Origin of the sequence: Nocardioides zhouii (assembly GCF_004137345.1) — a bacterium.
Lineage (GTDB): Bacteria > Actinomycetota > Actinomycetes > Propionibacteriales > Nocardioidaceae > Nocardioides > Nocardioides zhouii.
In genome coordinates, this window is sequence record NZ_SDWV01000022.1 from 1 (window position 1) to 15,991 (window position 15,991).

General features: G+C 63.9%; 14 protein-coding genes. 1 reads left to right on the forward strand and 13 read right to left on the reverse strand.

The window, feature by feature from the left end:
* Positions 1–280 precede the first annotated feature (280 nt).
* The 3 genes from EUA94_RS17830 to gabT all read right to left on the reverse strand — a co-directional run bounded on the left by EUA94_RS17830 (position 281) and on the right by gabT (position 3,659).
* Positions 281–676, reverse strand: a complete 396-nt coding sequence (locus tag EUA94_RS17830; protein ID WP_129428253.1) for a hypothetical protein — start codon at positions 674–676, stop codon at positions 281–283.
* Positions 673–2,142 (reverse strand): NAD-dependent succinate-semialdehyde dehydrogenase, encoded by a 1,470-nt coding sequence (locus EUA94_RS17835; protein WP_091201250.1) that lies wholly within the window; start codon positions 2,140–2,142, stop codon positions 673–675. Before EUA94_RS17835 ends, EUA94_RS17830 begins: the two co-directional genes overlap by 4 nt.
* Positions 2,143–2,303: 161 nt before the next feature.
* Positions 2,304–3,659, reverse strand: a complete 1,356-nt coding sequence (gabT, locus tag EUA94_RS17840) for a 4-aminobutyrate--2-oxoglutarate transaminase (RefSeq protein WP_416143257.1) — start codon at positions 3,657–3,659, stop codon at positions 2,304–2,306.
* Between the two features lie 75 nt (positions 3,660–3,734).
* On the opposite strand from gabT, the gene EUA94_RS17845 reads away from it, so the two are divergent.
* A complete protein-coding gene (locus EUA94_RS17845; protein WP_091201252.1) occupies positions 3,735–4,616 on the forward strand; it encodes a LysR family transcriptional regulator in 882 nt (293 codons plus the stop codon).
* Positions 4,617–5,134: 518 nt separating this feature from the next.
* Here the strand turns inward: EUA94_RS17845 and EUA94_RS17850 are convergent.
* The 10 genes from EUA94_RS17850 to EUA94_RS17895 all read right to left on the reverse strand — a co-directional run bounded on the left by EUA94_RS17850 (position 5,135) and on the right by EUA94_RS17895 (position 15,939).
* Positions 5,135–5,572 carry a GlcG/HbpS family heme-binding protein gene (locus EUA94_RS17850; RefSeq protein WP_231263414.1) on the reverse strand — a complete coding sequence of 146 codons (438 nt, stop codon included), beginning with the start codon at positions 5,570–5,572 and terminating at the stop codon, positions 5,135–5,137.
* Positions 5,569–6,399: an ABC transporter ATP-binding protein gene (locus tag EUA94_RS17855; RefSeq protein ID WP_091201256.1), complete on the reverse strand. Its 831-nt coding sequence runs from the start codon at positions 6,397–6,399 to the stop codon at positions 5,569–5,571. The genes EUA94_RS17850 and EUA94_RS17855 overlap by 4 nt, the downstream gene beginning before the upstream one ends.
* Positions 6,383–7,339, reverse strand: a complete 957-nt coding sequence (locus tag EUA94_RS17860) for an ABC transporter ATP-binding protein (protein ID WP_198554395.1) — start codon at positions 7,337–7,339, stop codon at positions 6,383–6,385. The genes EUA94_RS17855 and EUA94_RS17860 overlap by 17 nt, the downstream gene beginning before the upstream one ends.
* Positions 7,340–7,440: 101 nt before the next feature.
* Entirely contained in the window at positions 7,441–7,998 is a 558-nt protein-coding gene (locus EUA94_RS17865) for an ABC transporter permease (RefSeq protein ID WP_198554396.1), read from the reverse strand.
* Between the two features lie 305 nt (positions 7,999–8,303).
* Positions 8,304–9,248: an ABC transporter permease gene (locus tag EUA94_RS17870; protein WP_091201424.1), complete on the reverse strand. Its 945-nt coding sequence runs from the start codon at positions 9,246–9,248 to the stop codon at positions 8,304–8,306.
* A 7-nt stretch (positions 9,249–9,255) separates the two neighbouring features.
* Entirely contained in the window at positions 9,256–10,884 is a 1,629-nt protein-coding gene (locus EUA94_RS17875; RefSeq protein ID WP_091201260.1) for an ABC transporter substrate-binding protein, read from the reverse strand.
* A 263-nt stretch (positions 10,885–11,147) separates the two neighbouring features.
* Positions 11,148–12,395 carry a PucR family transcriptional regulator gene (locus tag EUA94_RS17880; protein ID WP_129428254.1) on the reverse strand — a complete coding sequence of 416 codons (1,248 nt, stop codon included), beginning with the start codon at positions 12,393–12,395 and terminating at the stop codon, positions 11,148–11,150.
* A gap of 146 nt (positions 12,396–12,541) precedes the next feature.
* Complete coding sequence (locus tag EUA94_RS17885) at positions 12,542–13,222, reverse strand: NUDIX hydrolase (RefSeq protein ID WP_129428255.1); 681 nt, start codon at positions 13,220–13,222, stop codon at positions 12,542–12,544.
* Complete coding sequence (locus EUA94_RS17890) at positions 13,223–14,833, reverse strand: class I adenylate-forming enzyme family protein (RefSeq protein WP_129428256.1); 1,611 nt, start codon at positions 14,831–14,833, stop codon at positions 13,223–13,225.
* Positions 14,830–15,939 (reverse strand): hypothetical protein, encoded by a 1,110-nt coding sequence (locus EUA94_RS17895; protein ID WP_129428257.1) that lies wholly within the window; start codon positions 15,937–15,939, stop codon positions 14,830–14,832. Before EUA94_RS17895 ends, EUA94_RS17890 begins: the two co-directional genes overlap by 4 nt.
* Positions 15,940–15,991: the final 52 nt, after the last annotated feature.

A 15,991-nucleotide genomic window follows, 5' to 3' on the forward strand; every position in this document is an offset into this window, starting at 1 on the left:
ACGCCGCCACAGCGCACTCGGAGGCAACCCACCCATCAGCCGACTGCTACCAACCTGATGGCCGGGTACACCTAGCGCGTGAATTCGAGTCGCCCCACCCGGCGGTCGCTCTCCCTTACAAGCGGGAGCTATTGCGGCTCGTCTCAGAGTGACTCGCCGCCGACCGACGGGGACCATGACGACGTCGATGAGAATGACGACTTTATGGATCGACATCCGCGTGAAACTGCGAACTCATCACGTTAGGGCGCAGCGCCCTCTTGCATAACCCTGGACCGAGCTAGCGGCGACTCGGAACGAGCGTCCATCCCGTGGCTCGGGCCTCGCGCTTCGCGATCTCGGCCACGAAGTATGCACTCGGCAAGCTCGCTTCCTCGGGCTTCATCAGTACGGCGATGTACTCCACTGCGTGACGTGAGCCGACGTCGTCGCGCACCGTAGCGCTGACCCGCACCCCACCCGTACCGAGCATTGCAGGCATTTCGAGGACGTCGTAGCCAGCGAAGAGTCCGTCATCGCGAGCCACGAGCTGGGCGAGGTGTCGCCGACGTCGGTCGAACGCCTTCAAGAGATCCGCTTGAGTGATGCACCCGTCGTCATCCGGGGTGATGACTTCCTCACTGACCAATGCCGGTCCACTCTCGGGGCGGCGTTGGTCATTGGCCAGGCCTGTCACGGCGTCGACCAGTCGAGGCTGTAGTACTGCGTCTCCTGGTACTCAACGAGGCCCTCACGCGCGCCTTCGCGACCCAGCCCGCTCTGCTTCATGCCGCCGAACGGAGCCGACGGGTCCGAGACCAACCCTCGGTTGATGCCCACCATCCCAACCTCGATGCGCTCGGCGATCTGCATGGCCTGCTTGAGGTCGCGCGAGTAGATATAGGAGGCGAGGCCGACGTCTGGCTCATTGACCATTTGGACCAGTTGCTCCACGTCCCGCCACGTGACGACAGGAGCCACTGGCCCGAAGATCTCCTCTTGGACGACCCGGGCGTCGAAAGGGACGTCGACAAGCAGAGTGGGGGCCACGAAGTGCCCTGTGAGGTGGGACGGGACATCGGCCTGGGCTGCCACCCGGGCTCCCCGCCGCACAGCGTCCGCGACAAGCTCTCCGATGCCTGTGACAGCCTTGCTGGAGATCAGGGGTCCGACTTGGGACGATAGGTCAGAGCCCGGACCTACGCGAAGCGCCTCGATACGCTCACTCAGCATGCCGATGAAGTGTCGTGCTACCGACTCATGAACGTAGAAGCGATTGGCGGCGGTGCATGCCTGACCTCCACCGCGGAACTTCGCTGTCATCGCACCGTCGACAGCCGCCGAGACGTCCGCATCTGCCATCACGATGAAGGGCGCGTTTCCGCCCAGCTCCATCGATGTCTTGAGGACTCTTTGGGCAGCCTGGGCCAGCAGCGCCCTACCTACTCCCGTCGATCCGGTGAATGACAGGGCACGCACCCTCGGGTCCTCTATCCAGGTGGTCACAACTTCCTGGGGCTCCGTTGTGGGCACGATGTTCAACACGCCTGAAGGCACACCGGCGTCCGCGACGAGGCGCGCCAAGGCCAACGCGGTGAGCGGAGTCTCGGAGGCCGGCTTGAGCACCACGGTGCAGCCGGCGGCGAGTGCTGGCGCAATCTTGCGGGTGGCCATGGCGGCCGGGAAGTTCCAGGGTGTGATGAGCGCAGCGACTCCGACGGGACGGTGGCTGACAACGGTACGGACCCCGCCCGTGGGTGAAGAGCCGAAGTCCCCGCGCGGACGGACAGCCTCCTCTGCGTACCAGCGGAAGAATTCGGCGGCGTAAGCCACCTCGGCTCGCGAGTCAGCGATCGCCTTGCCATTTTCGGCAGAGATCAGCTCCGCGAGTTCGTCGAGTCGCTCCAGCATCAGGTGGAAGACACGCATCAGGGCGTCAGATCGGGCCCGAGGGCTAGTGGACGCCCATACGCCGGCGGCGGCGGCGGCAGCGTCCACCGCCTCCCCCGCTCGCCTGGCTCCTCCGTCCGCCACGACCGCGAGAACGGATTCGTCCGCCGGGTCGTGCACCTCGAACGGTTGGCGATCTCCGTCCTTCCAGTCGCCGGCAATGAGAATGCCAGTTTTCGAATTTAGCGCCTCAATGGTGTCGGACAGGGTCATGCGGATAGGCCTCTCATGTGGTGTGCGACGGCGACGGGATCGACTGCGATGGACGTCCGCAAGGTGGCGAGACGGAGGAGCCGAGCATCGACCCCTCGACCATGTGGTCGCTGCTCGGCGCCCTCAGGCGCAGCAACGATGTACAGGGTGAACGGGGTTGCTCACATGGTGGAGGTCACGCTCGCGAAGGCACTCTCGAGCACGTCGAAGGCGTCCTCGATCAAGGCATCCGAAATGCTCAGAGGCGGCAGGAACCGCAGCACGTTGCCATGGGTCCCACAGGTCAGCACGATCACTCCCTCGCCGTGGGCGAAGGCAGCCACCGCCTTGGCAAGGCCAGGATCGGGCGCTCCAGAGCTGGCGTCCACCAGCTCGACAGCGATCATGGCGCCCCGTCCGCGGATGTCGCCGAGTCGAGAGTCGTCAGCCTGCAGGCGTCGAAGACGCCCGGCTACGAGTTCCCCGATGTCGCTGGCCCGAGCGACTAGTCCGTCCGCTTCGATGGTGTCCATGACGGCCAAGGCGGCGGCGCAGGCGAGCGGATTCCCGCCGTAGGTGCCACCTAGCCCGCCAGGGTGCACCGAATCCATCATGTCGGCGCGTCCAGTGACCGCAGAGAGGGGCAACCCGCCCGCGATCCCCTTGGCGGTCACGATGAGGTCGGGAACTAGTCCCTCGTGCTCAGAGGCGAACATGGCGCCGGTGCGGGCGAAGCCGGTCTGCACCTCATCTGCGATGAAAACCACGGCGTTGCTTCGACACCAGTCCAACAACGTCGAAAGGAATCCGGGCGCTGGCACGATGAAGCCGCCTTCTCCTTGGATCGGCTCGACGACGAGAGCCGCAAGCGTGTCTGCCCCGACCTGCTTCTCGAGATGGTCGATCGCTCGTGCTGCCGACTCGGCGCCGCTCAGCCCCCCGTCCCTGTAGGGGTACGAGAGCGGAGCTCGGTAGACCTCGGGTGCGAACGGGCCGAATCCATGCTTGTAAGGCATCGACTTCGCTGTCATGGCCATCGTGAGGCTGGTGCGACCGTGGTAGGCGTGGTCAAAGACAGCCACGGCTTGCTTACCGGTGTAGGTGCGGGCAATCTTGACTGCGTTTTCCACGGCCTCGGCCCCGGAGTTGAAGAGGACGCTTCGCTTCGCGTGGTCCCCAGGGGTTAGCGCGTTCAGGCGTTCAGCGACTGCTACGTAGCCCTCATAGGGCGTCACCATGAAACAGGTGTGGGTGAACTCCGCGACCTGCGCCTGCACCGCAGCGACAACTCGCGGCGAGCTCGCACCCACCGTGGTGACGGCTATCCCCGACCCTAGATCGATCAACACGTTGCCATCGACATCCTCCACCACGCCCCCGTGGGCTCGCGCCGCATAGACGGGCATCGTCGATCCGACCCCGTGCGCGACGGCTGCTGCCTTGCGTCCGGAGAGTGCAAGCGATCGAGGACCCGGCATCGCGGTGCGTACGAGCCTCTTCGCCGGCGTCGCCGTGGGAACAGAAGTCATGCCGTCCATGCTCGGCGATCATGCACATGCAGTCCAATGCCGATTCGACGCGGTACCTATATCTCATGTGCATAGAATGCACGCGTGGACCTTCGATTGCTGCGGAGCTTTCGCGCGGTTGTGGACGCCGGCACGGTCAACGCCGCCGCCTCGTACCTGCACATCAGCCAACCTGCGTTGTCGCGGCAGCTGCAGCAGCTTGAACGGCAAGTGAGCGTCCGTCTGTTCGAACGCGAGCGAGGGAGGCTGATGCTGACCGCGGCGGGGCGAGCCTTCCTCAGTGCTGCCGACGACGTGCTCGCCGCAGCAGAAAATGCTCGGTCCCTCGCAGATGCGTTGGCAGCGGGGCGTCTGGAACGGATCCGGATGGCCGCACCGACGACCACCCTCACCGACGTCATCGCGCCCTTCTTGGCGACCTTGGACGTGTCGGATCCTTTGATCACCGTGCGCGAGGCTACGTACTCCCAGGCGCTCTCGGCCCTGAGATCGGAAAGAGATCTCGCGGTGATCACCGCCCCTCCCCCGCGACAGTTCGCCAGCGTCACCGTTGCGTCACTCCCTGTGTGGGCCTACGTCAGCCCAAGTCACCGGTTGGCGGCCGAAACATCCATCACGCTTACAGACTTGGCTCGGGAGCCGCTGGTGTTGCTCCACGACCACTTTCGTGCGCGCACCCTCGTAGATGAGAGGTTGGCGTCCGCTGGGTTGAGTCCCTTGGACGTCATCGAGTGCGACCATCCCCAGGTTGCCCAAGCCCTGGCAGCGAGCGGCCGGGGCGTCGCCGTACTGTCGGACGATCCTCGGTTCGACCTGGTTCCGCTCCGGATCCTCATCGACGGCGGCGCCGACCTGCAGCTGACTCTGCACGCGGCGTGGAACCGTCAACACCATGCGGCGACCCAGCTCGCGTCCGTGGCGGAACGGCTCGCGCTGTTCTGTCAACAGCGTTACAAGACGATCTGAATGAACGAGTCGAGACCCAGATGGCACGGTTCTCGACGTGCTCGGTCGGGAAGCCACGATTCCGGCAGAACCGCTCGGGAATTCCCAGATCACCGACAGACCCCTCAACGAGCGTTCTCCTACAGTCGGGGCACCACGACTGACAAGACGAAGCGATGGCGAGCCGCGTCGTGGTGTCCTCTTGTACATCCCTGCGGACGGCCGCCAGATTCGGAGCCCGGTCGGTGAGCGCATGAACAGGTGGTTTGTCGTAGCTGAGTCGAGTCGACGTCAAGACAACAATCGAGAGGTCATTCTCGTGCCGACGTCGACGATCCACGCCAAAGAGATGGGCACGCTCACCACGGCTTGCGGCATCCGGTGCGAGTCATGGCCGAAGTGGTGGGACCAATCCTTCCCGCTCGGCCCGGGACAGGATTGCTGTTCACGGTGCAGCGACATCGCCTTGCACCGATAGCCGGTCCGTATGCCGAGCTGGGACTCCGGCCTTGCTGGGACAACGGGGGCATGATGCGGCGCTATCGCCGTGATGTCTCACGAGAGCGCAGGCCAACCGTCGCGATGGCATGAATCGCCACTGACTCATCGCTGTCGGACGTGTCTCCCGACACCCCTACCGCTCCCACGAGCTGACCATCGAGATCATCGATCAACACGCCCCCCGGAACGGGGATGAGGCGACCGTTCAACGCCGCCGCCGCGGACGCAACGAAGTAGGGCTGTCGTTCAGCGCGCTCCATGATGTCGCGGGAGTTCATGCCAAATGCGAGCGCCCCATAGGCCTTGCCCCGAGCAATCTCGAACGTGCCAATCGGCGAGGCATCCGACCGTTCAGCGAGGACGACGTGCCCTCCGCTGTCGAGGACCACGATTGTGAGCGGACGGAGCTGAAGTCGTTCCGCCTCTCGTTGGACCGACTGCGCGATCTGGCGGCACGTCTCGAGCGAGAGGGTCACGAAGCGCCGCCCTCGTCCAGAATGGATGGCGTTGCCGAAACCCTGCGGACCCATGTCGGTCCCGGGACGCTTGCGCGGAGACGTTGCGTGTAGATGTGCTGGGGATCGTCGAGCACTTGGGCAGTCGTGCCTGATTCGACGAGCTGTCCTTGACACATCACTACTGCGGTGTCGGTCAGTTGTCGCACCACTGCGAGGTCGTGGCTGATCAACAGATAGGTCACCGAGAGGCGCTCGCGGAGGTCCGCTAGGAGATTCAGCACCTGCGCCTGGATGGACACGTCAAGGGCTGCGACGGACTCGTCGAGAACGATGACCTCCGGCTCAGCAGCGAGAGCACGCGCTATCGCGGCTCGTTGCCTCTGGCCCCCGGACATCTCACGTGGGAGCGCAGCAGTATGCCGTTCGTGCAACCCGACCATGTCCAGCAGGTCCATCACACGCTGCCGACGCTCACCCGCAATGAGGTCGCGGTGATGCAATCGCACCACCGCCTCGAGCATCGATCCAATCGTCTGGCGAGGATCCAAGCTGGAGTGCGGATCCTGGAAGACGATTTGCACCTCCCGCGCCCGTCTCCTTCGCTCACCCAGCGTCCGGGCCGCCGCTGTGCGATCACGACCGCACGCTCGAACTTGCCCAGCGGCCGCGCTTTCCAGGCCCAGGATGATCTTGGCGATGGTGGTCTTTCCAGAACCAGATTCGCCTACCAGTCCGAGTGATCCACCGCGTCGAATCGCGAAAGATACGTCGTCAACAGCAACAACACTGCCGTAGGTCTTCCGCAGACCGGAGACCTCCAGCGCTAGATCATCTGTGAGCTTCATGGTTGACGTCCTTTTCAGTGAGCGCCGTTCCGCCGGCACGGATGCACCGCACCATGCCGAGGCCGAGTGGTCTCAGTTCCGGGTGGCCCTCGTCGCACTCGTTTACGCGGTGAACGCAGCGAGGCGCGAAGGAGCACGCGTCGTCTGGCGCTTCGACGGCGGACAGCGGACGACCCGGGATTGCTTCGAGCCGGGCCAGTCGTCGGTCTACCCGAGGGCGAGCCGCCGCCAAACCGGCGGAGTATGGGTGAAGGGGCGCCTCCTGCACGGCTGAGGAGTCGCCCACCTCGACGATCTCTCCCGCGTACATCACGGCCGTACGGTCGCAAAATGTACGGGCAAGTTCCAGATCGTGCGTGATGAAGAGGACGGCGAGCCCTAGCTCGCGGCGAAGGTCATTCAGAATCTCAATTACTTCGGCCTGTGTGGACACGTCCAGCGCGGTCGTTGGCTCGTCGGCCAGGAGGAGGCGCGGCTCGGTTAGCAGACTGCTTGCGATCATCACCCGTTGAAGCAAACCCCCCGAGAGTTCGTGCGGGTATTGCTCAAGACGCCTTTGGCCGTCCGCGATCCCTACACGCGCCAGCATCTTCACGGCTCGGTCAGCAGCGACTCGCGACCGGACCCGCGTGTTGGTTCGCAGGACTTCGGTCATGAAGTCCCCGATGCTCCGCACGGGGTTGATGGCTACACGCGGATCTTGGAAGATCATCGCCACGTCGGCCCGATAGGAGCGGAGTGCCGCGCCCGTCATCTTTGCTACATCCTGGCCATCGAACGAGATGGACCCAGTTTGGCGGGCACCCGCGGGGAGCAGGCGATCTATCGCCTTGGCCGTCATCGACTTTCCGGAGCCCGATTCACCGACAAGGGCCAGCGCTTCACCGCGCCCGATTGTGAGCGATACGTTCCGCAGGATGGACCGCGCACTGCCGTCCACCTGGATCGAGACGCTGAGTGAATCTACCTCCACGAGGGGTGGCCCACTCGCAGAGGACGTGGGACGCGCGACCCCGAATGGCGTGCCTGGCTGCGAACCCGTCACCGTTCGGCACCCCTCGTGCCCAGGAGCCGCTCGCCCAGGATGTTCATGGCGACCACAACCATGACGATGCACACCCCCGCGCTGAGGGCCGGGAGCGGATAGTCCTGCAAGACCCCCGACTGATTCTCCGAGATCATCACTCCCCAGTCGGGACGGGGCGGCTGAATGCCTAGACCGAGGTACGAAAGGATCGCAATGTCCAGGACCGCGTAGCCGAACAGGATGGTGCCTTGCGCGACCATCACCGGAGCCACGTTGGGGATCAGGTGCCGCCGCCAGATTGTCATGGTGTTGAATCCTTGGACTTCGGCAGCCGCGACGTACAGCTGGTTCCGTTCACGCAGAATCGCTCCGCGGAGAAGCCGTGCTACATACGGCGTGTACGCCACGGACAGCGCGAGAACCGCCGGCCACAAACCGGCGTTGAGAACAGCCGAGGCCAGAGCTGCAAGCAGGATCCCGGGGAAGGCGAAGACAACGTCCATGGTCGAGGAAATCAAGGTGTCGACCACGCCGCGTCGCCATGCCCCGATCAGCGCCAGGAGCGAGCCCACCGCCATGCATAGGATTACCACGACCAGAGGTCCCAACATCGAGGATCGGGCCCCGACCAGGAGGCGCGACGCCACATCGCGACCCTGAACATCCTGTCCAAGCAGGTGCGTCCCCGACGGTCCTAGCCAGGAGCCGGATGGACTCCCCGCATTCGGGTCGTGAGGAGCGAGCGCCGGTCCCGCTACGACGGCCACCACCGCAAGAGCCAAGATGACAACCGCTACCACGCCCGGAACTCCCAGGTAGTGCGCCTTCGTTCGTGCCGGGCCTGGTAAACCCGCTGCCTGTTCTGCGACGACAAGACTCACGTGGCCTTCGCCCCCAGTCGCACCCGCGGATCAAGGACGGCATACGCCAGATCCACCACGACGTTCAGGAGGACGAATGCCAGAACCAGGACGAGCGATATTCCCTGCACGACAGCAAGGTCCTTGGACGATGACGACACGATCAGGTATTGACCGAGCCCGTTTAGGCTGAACGCGGACTCGACCACGGCCGACACGGCGATGAGAGACGCGATGGTGATCCCGGTGACCGTCGTGATGGGGATGGCGGCATTGCGAAGGACGTGACGGATTATCACCGCTCGTCGTGGAAGGCCGCGACTCACCGCCGTCTGCACATGTTCCTTCCTGGACTCCTCACGGATGGAAGTACGCGTCACCCGCGCTACGACCGCGATGGATGACAACGCCAACGAGATCGCCGGCAGTGTCAGGTGCACGAATCGGTCCACTACCCCTTCCCCAGCCCCGAGGGCTGGCAGCCAGCTCAAGGTCACCGCAAAGATGAGGGTCAGGACGATGGCGCTCAGGAAGGCTGGAACTGCAGCGGCTGCGGAGGACGCCACCACCACGGAGGTGTCGACCCATCCGGGCCGCAGTCCGGCGAGGAGACCCAAGCCGATTCCGATGACGACGATCAGGACCGCTGCATATAGAACTAGCGACAGCGTGATGCCCGCGCGTTCGACGATCAGCTCGGACACGTCCTGCTTGGTGGCAATTGAGACGCCCAGGTCACCCCGGATCGCGTTCGAGAGCCAGTGCCCGTACTGGGACAGGAATGGTTCGTTGAGCCGGTATCGCTGCTCGAGTGCCTCCAGCGCCTGGGGAGATACGGACCTGCCGCCCGTGAGCGCACCGATCGGTTTGCCGGGAGCCATGTACATGGCCGCGAAGATCACGAAGCTGGCCACCAGAATGGTCGCCACCAGGATGGCCGCGCGCTTGGCGAGGAATGCCATGCGCACTTCACCGACCGCCCAGTTCGCCGGCCCACTGAGCCGACATGTAGGCGAAGGAACTCACTGCACCCGAGAGCTCGCGGTTCATCACCAACACCGTGTTCGGTTGCACCATGGGAATCCACGGCAAAACCTCGTTGAACCGGTTCATGACCTGAACCACGACCTTTGCACGCTCCTCGGGATCGGCCGTGGCGCGTGCCTGCGTCGTCAGCTCGATGAGCCTGTCGTCCTCGAGCCCGGCGTAGTTTCGGGAGCCGTTAGGCAGGACGATGCTGGCGACCAGCGCGACGGGGTCGGCGTAGTCGCCGTAGTCGACAGTGAGAAAACCGTCGATCCCCTCGCGCGCCTTCGGATCGATGAAGAAGTTAATGAAGTTCTCGGTGGAGACGGCCTTGAGCTTCACCTTCATACCGATCGCAGCGGCAGCTGATTCGTAGGCGCCTGCCGCGGCCGCGATCTGGGCGAGCCCCGCAGTCATGCCGATGGTCACGGTCTTTCCCTCAGCGCCCGCCTCCGCGACGAGTGCCTTCGCCTCGGACAGGTCCTGAGCCCAAGTGGGGGTCCGCTCGTAGGCCGCTTCGAAGACGTCAGGGGCGTACCCGAACGTTCCCGAATTCGAGATCCACTTGGGCATCTGCGCCGCCCCCTTGTAGACGGAGTCGATGATGCCTTCTCTGTCGAGGGCCAGGGCCAGCGCACGACGAACGCGCGCATCTCCCAACGCGCCGTCCAGGCTGCTCACGATCAGGGCATCCGTGTTGTAACCGGGCCCTTGGAAGACCTCGACATCGTCGCTTGCGCGAAGTTGATCCAGCGTCGACATGCCGGCAGGGCGATAGGTTCCATCCACCTCACCGGTCAAGAGCGAAGACGTGAGCGCCGCCTCGTCCGCGATGCTCTTCACGGTCAACTGCTCAACCCGCGGCGTAGCCCCTTGCCAGGGGTCCGGATTGGCCTTCATCACGATGCCCGTTGCCGGCACCCACGACTCGAGCTCATATGCCCCCGTGCACATCACTCCGCCCGAGCTCGTCCCGTACGACTCCCCGCGAGTCTCGACGTACTTCTTTTGCAATACGACGCCCGCACGGCCGGCGAGCTCACCGTCCAACCAGTAGTCCGGCGCGGTGAGGTTCAACGTGACCTGCAGGGGGTCTGTCGCGGAAATGGTGTCGACTCTGTCGAAGAAGGCGCCGTAGAACCCGCCGAGCGCTGGGTCCCGTTGACGCTCGAGGCTGTAGACCACATCCTCGGCGGTCACGGGAGTGCCGTCCCAGAACCGCGCCCCCTCATTGATGTCGAAGACGACGGTCGTTTCGGTAGGCCTGGAGATCTTCGCAACACCTGGACCGATCGAGCCGTCCGGCATCGTGGTCAGAAGGGACTCGCACATCAACGAAACCGCTGTATTGCCGGGATAGTCGAACGTGTAGAGCGGGTCGAGGCTCTTGATGTCACCGTTGACCGCCCAGACGGCCGAAGTGACCTCGTCTGTACCGGCAGGGGTGGTGTCCGCCAGTGTCTCGCTTGGCTTGCGGTCCGAGTCGTCGGTTTGACGACCACAACCCGTAAGCGCTGCGCTGACGACAAGGGACAAGGTGATGAGGGTGCGCCATCGCGGCCGGATCGTCATGACGCACACCTTCTAGGGCGGCAACACCATCCGGCTCTGCTGATTCCTGCAATTTCAGGTGCGGAAACTGCCTGACTAAGGCAATTGCTCTTGGACTGGGTAGGCCAGGCGGCGTACGCCTTGCCTTTGGCCACACGCACTTCCGTCCGTAGAACATGTCCCTAATCGGCCCGAGTCTCACCCGGCAACGATCGCTGACTAGTCCAGCGGTGTCAGTGAGCAGGTTGGTTGGTATTTGACCCCAAACCTGCGTGCTGTCGCGTTCAAGGCATGCCGATCTCTGGGTCCGGCCCTAGCCCCACGTCCTTGTAGCTGAAGTCGCGTCGGTCATCGCCCGGACTGCGGTCGAGGAGATCTGCGAGGCGCAGAGCCGCAGCGAGCTCGTCCCGCCGAGCGGCCACGCTCACTCCAAGCCGAGACTCTATGGACCGCAGCCGATATGCGACCGTCCTCTCGTGCACATCTATCGCCTGGGCGGTCGTCGCGGCGTTCAGTCCCGCTCGGAAGTAGGCCCGCAAGGTGGACTTGAGCAACTCGTCGCGTGAACTTCCTTCGTCGCGGAGGGGGCCGAGTTCCCGCGAGACAAAGTCCTGGACTTCTTGACGATCCTTCAGCATCAGCGATTCCAAAGCGACGTCACCGTAGTGAACGACTTGTGTGGCGACGAGTCTGCCCACTCGGTACGCCTGCCGGGCTTGTCTGTAGCTCAATCTGAATCCTTCGACTCCGTGCTCAACCTCACCCAGGGCCAGGTGGGTTCCCGGCATGGCCTCGACGGCGTGTGATTGTCTTTCTAGAGCGCTCTTCAATGCGGACGAGCCGAGCCAGCCCACGAACGATCCTGACGTTCCACTCACGACCAGTTGCCCCGCATCGAACGAGGCGGCAAGCGCTCGGATGTTGGCTTCGGGTGACCGACCCCAGGCGACCACTGCCAAGTGTGCACTGTTAAGGCTGTAGCCCAGCTGATCAACATCGGCTGGCACACCGCGGAGGATGTCGCTCACCACCACCCGCCGCTTCTGGTCCTGGTTGCGAAGGAAGTAGGCATCGTGCTCGATCTGATATGCCGCGATGACGGACTCCGTCACCCTGTTGTTCCACGCAAAATGAAAGTCAGAAGCTTGGTTGAGAACGGCCATTCGACGCTCGTCCGTGTCCACCAGTCGAAGGGTTTCCTCAACGATCGCTTGCCACAGGACAGATTGCCCCACCCGGTAGGAGCGCAGAAGGGAGTGCAGATCGATACCTGCCTGCGCCATTACTCGCACCTCTTGGAGTGCCGCGTCAGCAGCACGGTCGGGCGGTCGCCGCCCATGCGCCAGGCCGTCCACGATGCTCGTGAGGCCAGAAAGGATGTTGGGGCGTTCGGTCTCTGCGAGTGCCGGATCGTCCATGGCATAGATTTCTGGAACCTCCCGCGCCAACGCCTCCTCGATGGCCGAGACCAGGGTCGGAATACGTGCGCCTAGAGCTTCCGCGAGACCTCGGAGGTCCGTTTCAAGCGTCATGAAGCGATCCTAGGCTCGTCCTACGCGGGGGACGTGACTGCCGAACGCCGCACGGCACAACCGCATGTGACTTGACGCCCTCCAACTGCACCCATGGTTCGGCGATCACACGTCGATGAGCGAACGGGTCGCGTTCGCAATTCTTCTCAGGCCCACGCGAACATGGGCTCGCCGACGTCCTGCACCCGGGTAGTCCTTCCCTCTCGAACGAGGTCCCAAAACTGCAGAAGGATCGCGCCAGTCGGGGCGAATACCAAGTGGCCGGCGACGTGGATGGCGAACGCTCGGTTCGTGTCGTCGTACGCGGCAAGGGGCTCCACGGCACCCAGCGCATCCATTCGCACGTAGAAGGCACTCGCGACTTCAGTCGGGTTGGGCTGCAGCCCCGCCAAAGGCGTATCGCTCACGAGCACCACCGGCGTGATGAGGCTGCCAGAGCGGGTGATGTAGTCATCAAGCAGGTGGTGTCTTCGCCACTGCCCTGCAGCTAGGCCGACCTCTTCCTCAGTCTCTCGACTCGCGGTCTCCCATGCGGACTCACCCGATGCGATGTGTCCACCTGGCAGCGCATACTGACCGGGGTGGGCACGCAGCCCACTCGCGCGAACTGTCAGCGGGAAGCACCATGCCCCATCTGAGTCGCGGCAGAGTGCGATCGCTACAGCCGCAGCCCGACCCGCCCGACTTGCAGGTAGACGTTGGAACGTCTGGAGTCGACGCTCGATGGCGTGGAGGTCGTACAGATGCTGCGGGTCTTCGTCGCCGGGCGAGGCACTCAACCGTTCCTCCTTCTCCTCGTTGATGCAGTTCAGCGCTTGTCGCTGCAACTACGCAGGAGCCTTAGCGCGGACAGCCTTGCGACGCTCAAGCTCGCCAACGATCTCCTTCGCGAGTTCTCTCTTCAGCACCTTGTTGTTCACGCTGAGTGGCAGTTCATCGCGATAGACGACATGCCGCGGCTTCTTGTACGACGCGATGTGCTCACCTACGTAGGCGATGCAGTCCTCGGCAGCGAGTTCGGCACCCGGGTGCAGGACAAGAACGGCGCACACCGCCTCTCCAAACTCGTCGTCCGAAACGCCGACGACAGCGGCTAGACGCACGGACGGGTGATCCAGGAGGACATCCTCGATCTCGGCGGGGTAGACGTTCTGCCCCTTCGAGATGATCAGGTCGCGCTTGCGACCTTCAATGTAGAGATAGCCCTCGTCATCAATGCGTCCGATGTCACCAGTACGTAGCCAACCGTCGACGATCGCCTCCGCGGTTAGTTCAGGGGCATGCCAGTACCCGCTCATGACGGCGTCTCCAGCGGTACAAATCTCTCCCCTTTCCCCTCGTGGCAGATCCTGACCGTCTGGGCCGATCACCTTCATCGTCTGGTACGGCACGGCGCGCCCCACGGAGCCAGGGTGGGCGACGATGTCGTCGTCGAGGATGTGCGTGATGAGACCGCCTTCGCTGAGGCCATAGCCGATGGCGCGTCCGATGTGTGGCCAGCGTTCATGGAAACGTCTCATGAGCAGGTCAGGCGTTTGCTCGCCGCCGATGCCCGCGTGACGCATGCTCTCAAGCCCGAAGGGGTGCTGAGCGTCGGCCTCCAGCATCGGCTGGATCATCGTTGGAAATATGATGGCGTGGGTCGCTTTCCAACGGTCGATGTAGTCCGACATCCGTCGCGGGCTCCATCCGCGACTGGGAAGGATCGCGACCGTGCCCCCGGCTGCGAGCGTTGCATTGCTCAATTCATTGATGCCCGCCATGTTGAACAACGGCGGGACCACCAAGGAGACGGCATCCTGTGACAGTCCGGGGATCACGAGCGTCTGTGCCACTGCGTAGGTAAGCACGTTGCGGTGACTGAGGCAGATCCCCTTGGGCCGCCCCGTGGTCCCGGACGAGAACATCAGGAGGTGTGGGTCCGAAGTTTCGTACGGTCCCGCCAAAGACGGCTCCGCCGCCATCTGCTCGTACTCAGCGCCTCCTTCGTCTGACCCGAGCACGACGACCTGGACTGCGGACCCCTTAGCGGCCGTGACGGTTCGCACGAGCGGCTCGAGCTCCTCATCAGTGAAAAAGAGCGCTGGTTCGGCGTCACCGAGGATGCCGTCCAGTTCCTTCTCGCTGAGACGAAAGTTCAGCGGAACGAACGTCACGCCGGCGTAGGCGCAACCGAAGTAGAGCTCGAAGATCTCGCCACGGTTGAAGAGCATGCACGCGACGCGGTCACCACGACGCAGACCACGCCTGCGGAACGCTGCCGCCAATCCCAGCGCGCGACGACGGAGCTCCTCGTACGTGCGGGAGCCGGACTCCCACACGAGCGCCTCACGTCGAGGGTCGATCGTGCAGGGCAACCCGTCGGCTCCGAGCATCCAGGCCACCGACATGTTGGATTCTGCGAACGACCCCACCGAAGGGGCCTCAGTCGTTGTCACGACGCACCGTCCCGCTCGAACTTCCAGGTCTGCTTGCTGCCGTTGCTCAGGACGATCTTTGCCCCCATCTCAGCGGCCGCGCCGGACCAGCCGTGCAGGACCGCCTGGTAGGGCAGGGACCTCAGCGCCTCCGGGAGTTGGGAGACGCGGTCTGCGATTGGGTCCCGATCGACCACGACCGACACCGAACCGTCGTCGGCGACGACCTCCTCGACCGCCCAGCCCGACATGTCGAGCAGCGCCGCGAACGAGGACGCCACGCCGTGAACACCCTGCTCATCAGAAAGAGCCGCCAGGATAGGGAGGTGGGAGTAGGTGGATTGAGCGACCGCGATGTCGAGGTCTGCGGCCACCTCGGCCCCAAACACCTCTAGCGCCGTCGCCATCCTGTCCCATGCCCAGTGAACCGCGAAGTTCCGCAACGCCTTGAGCCGGCGGTCCTCAGGCCAGTCGTGCGACGAGAGCTCCGCACAGTGCCTGGAAGCGAGCGGCGGCGCCGGCTCGCCCCATGCCTGCCGGTACCGATCGGCGGGCTCCTCGACAGGAGCACCCGTGTCCAAGAAGTAGCCTCCCGTGAAGGGGTCACCGCGAGACACCATGTGCGTCGCCACGAACACGAGTCCCGGAGCTCCGAGGGACATGCCGTTTCGAGCATGCCACCCCGGAAAGATCGACAGCCAATGCTCCTCGCCGAACGTCTGATCACCCATGGCCCCGGTGGCCGGAAGATAAATGATCCAAGCCTTGGAGGACGACTCGACTGAGATTCGAGTCCGGATCCCCCCGAGGGCGTTGGACATGAGGTGGTACTTGGCAGCTCGCACAGCTGGGGGGTCCGAGTTCGGGATCCCCAGCTTCTCCTGAGCTGGCATGAAGAACTGCCGCTGGTGGGACGCGTACAGCTCAGTGATGTAGCCACTCCAAGCGGCCACTCCGAACCGCCGGATGAGCAGGTTGTCGACGTTGATGTTAACTGCGTCCCAGTATGCCGACGCCTCATATGCCTTGTCTGCGAGCGACCAACCTTCGTAATGCTCCGGAGGTGCGCTTCCGACGAAGTCGTTGTCGAGGACGACTAGCTCGTGGACCTGTTGGGCGTCGGTCATTGAATCTCTACTCCCCTGATAGTTTCCGCGTCCGAATGTCGGTTGTCGCAGC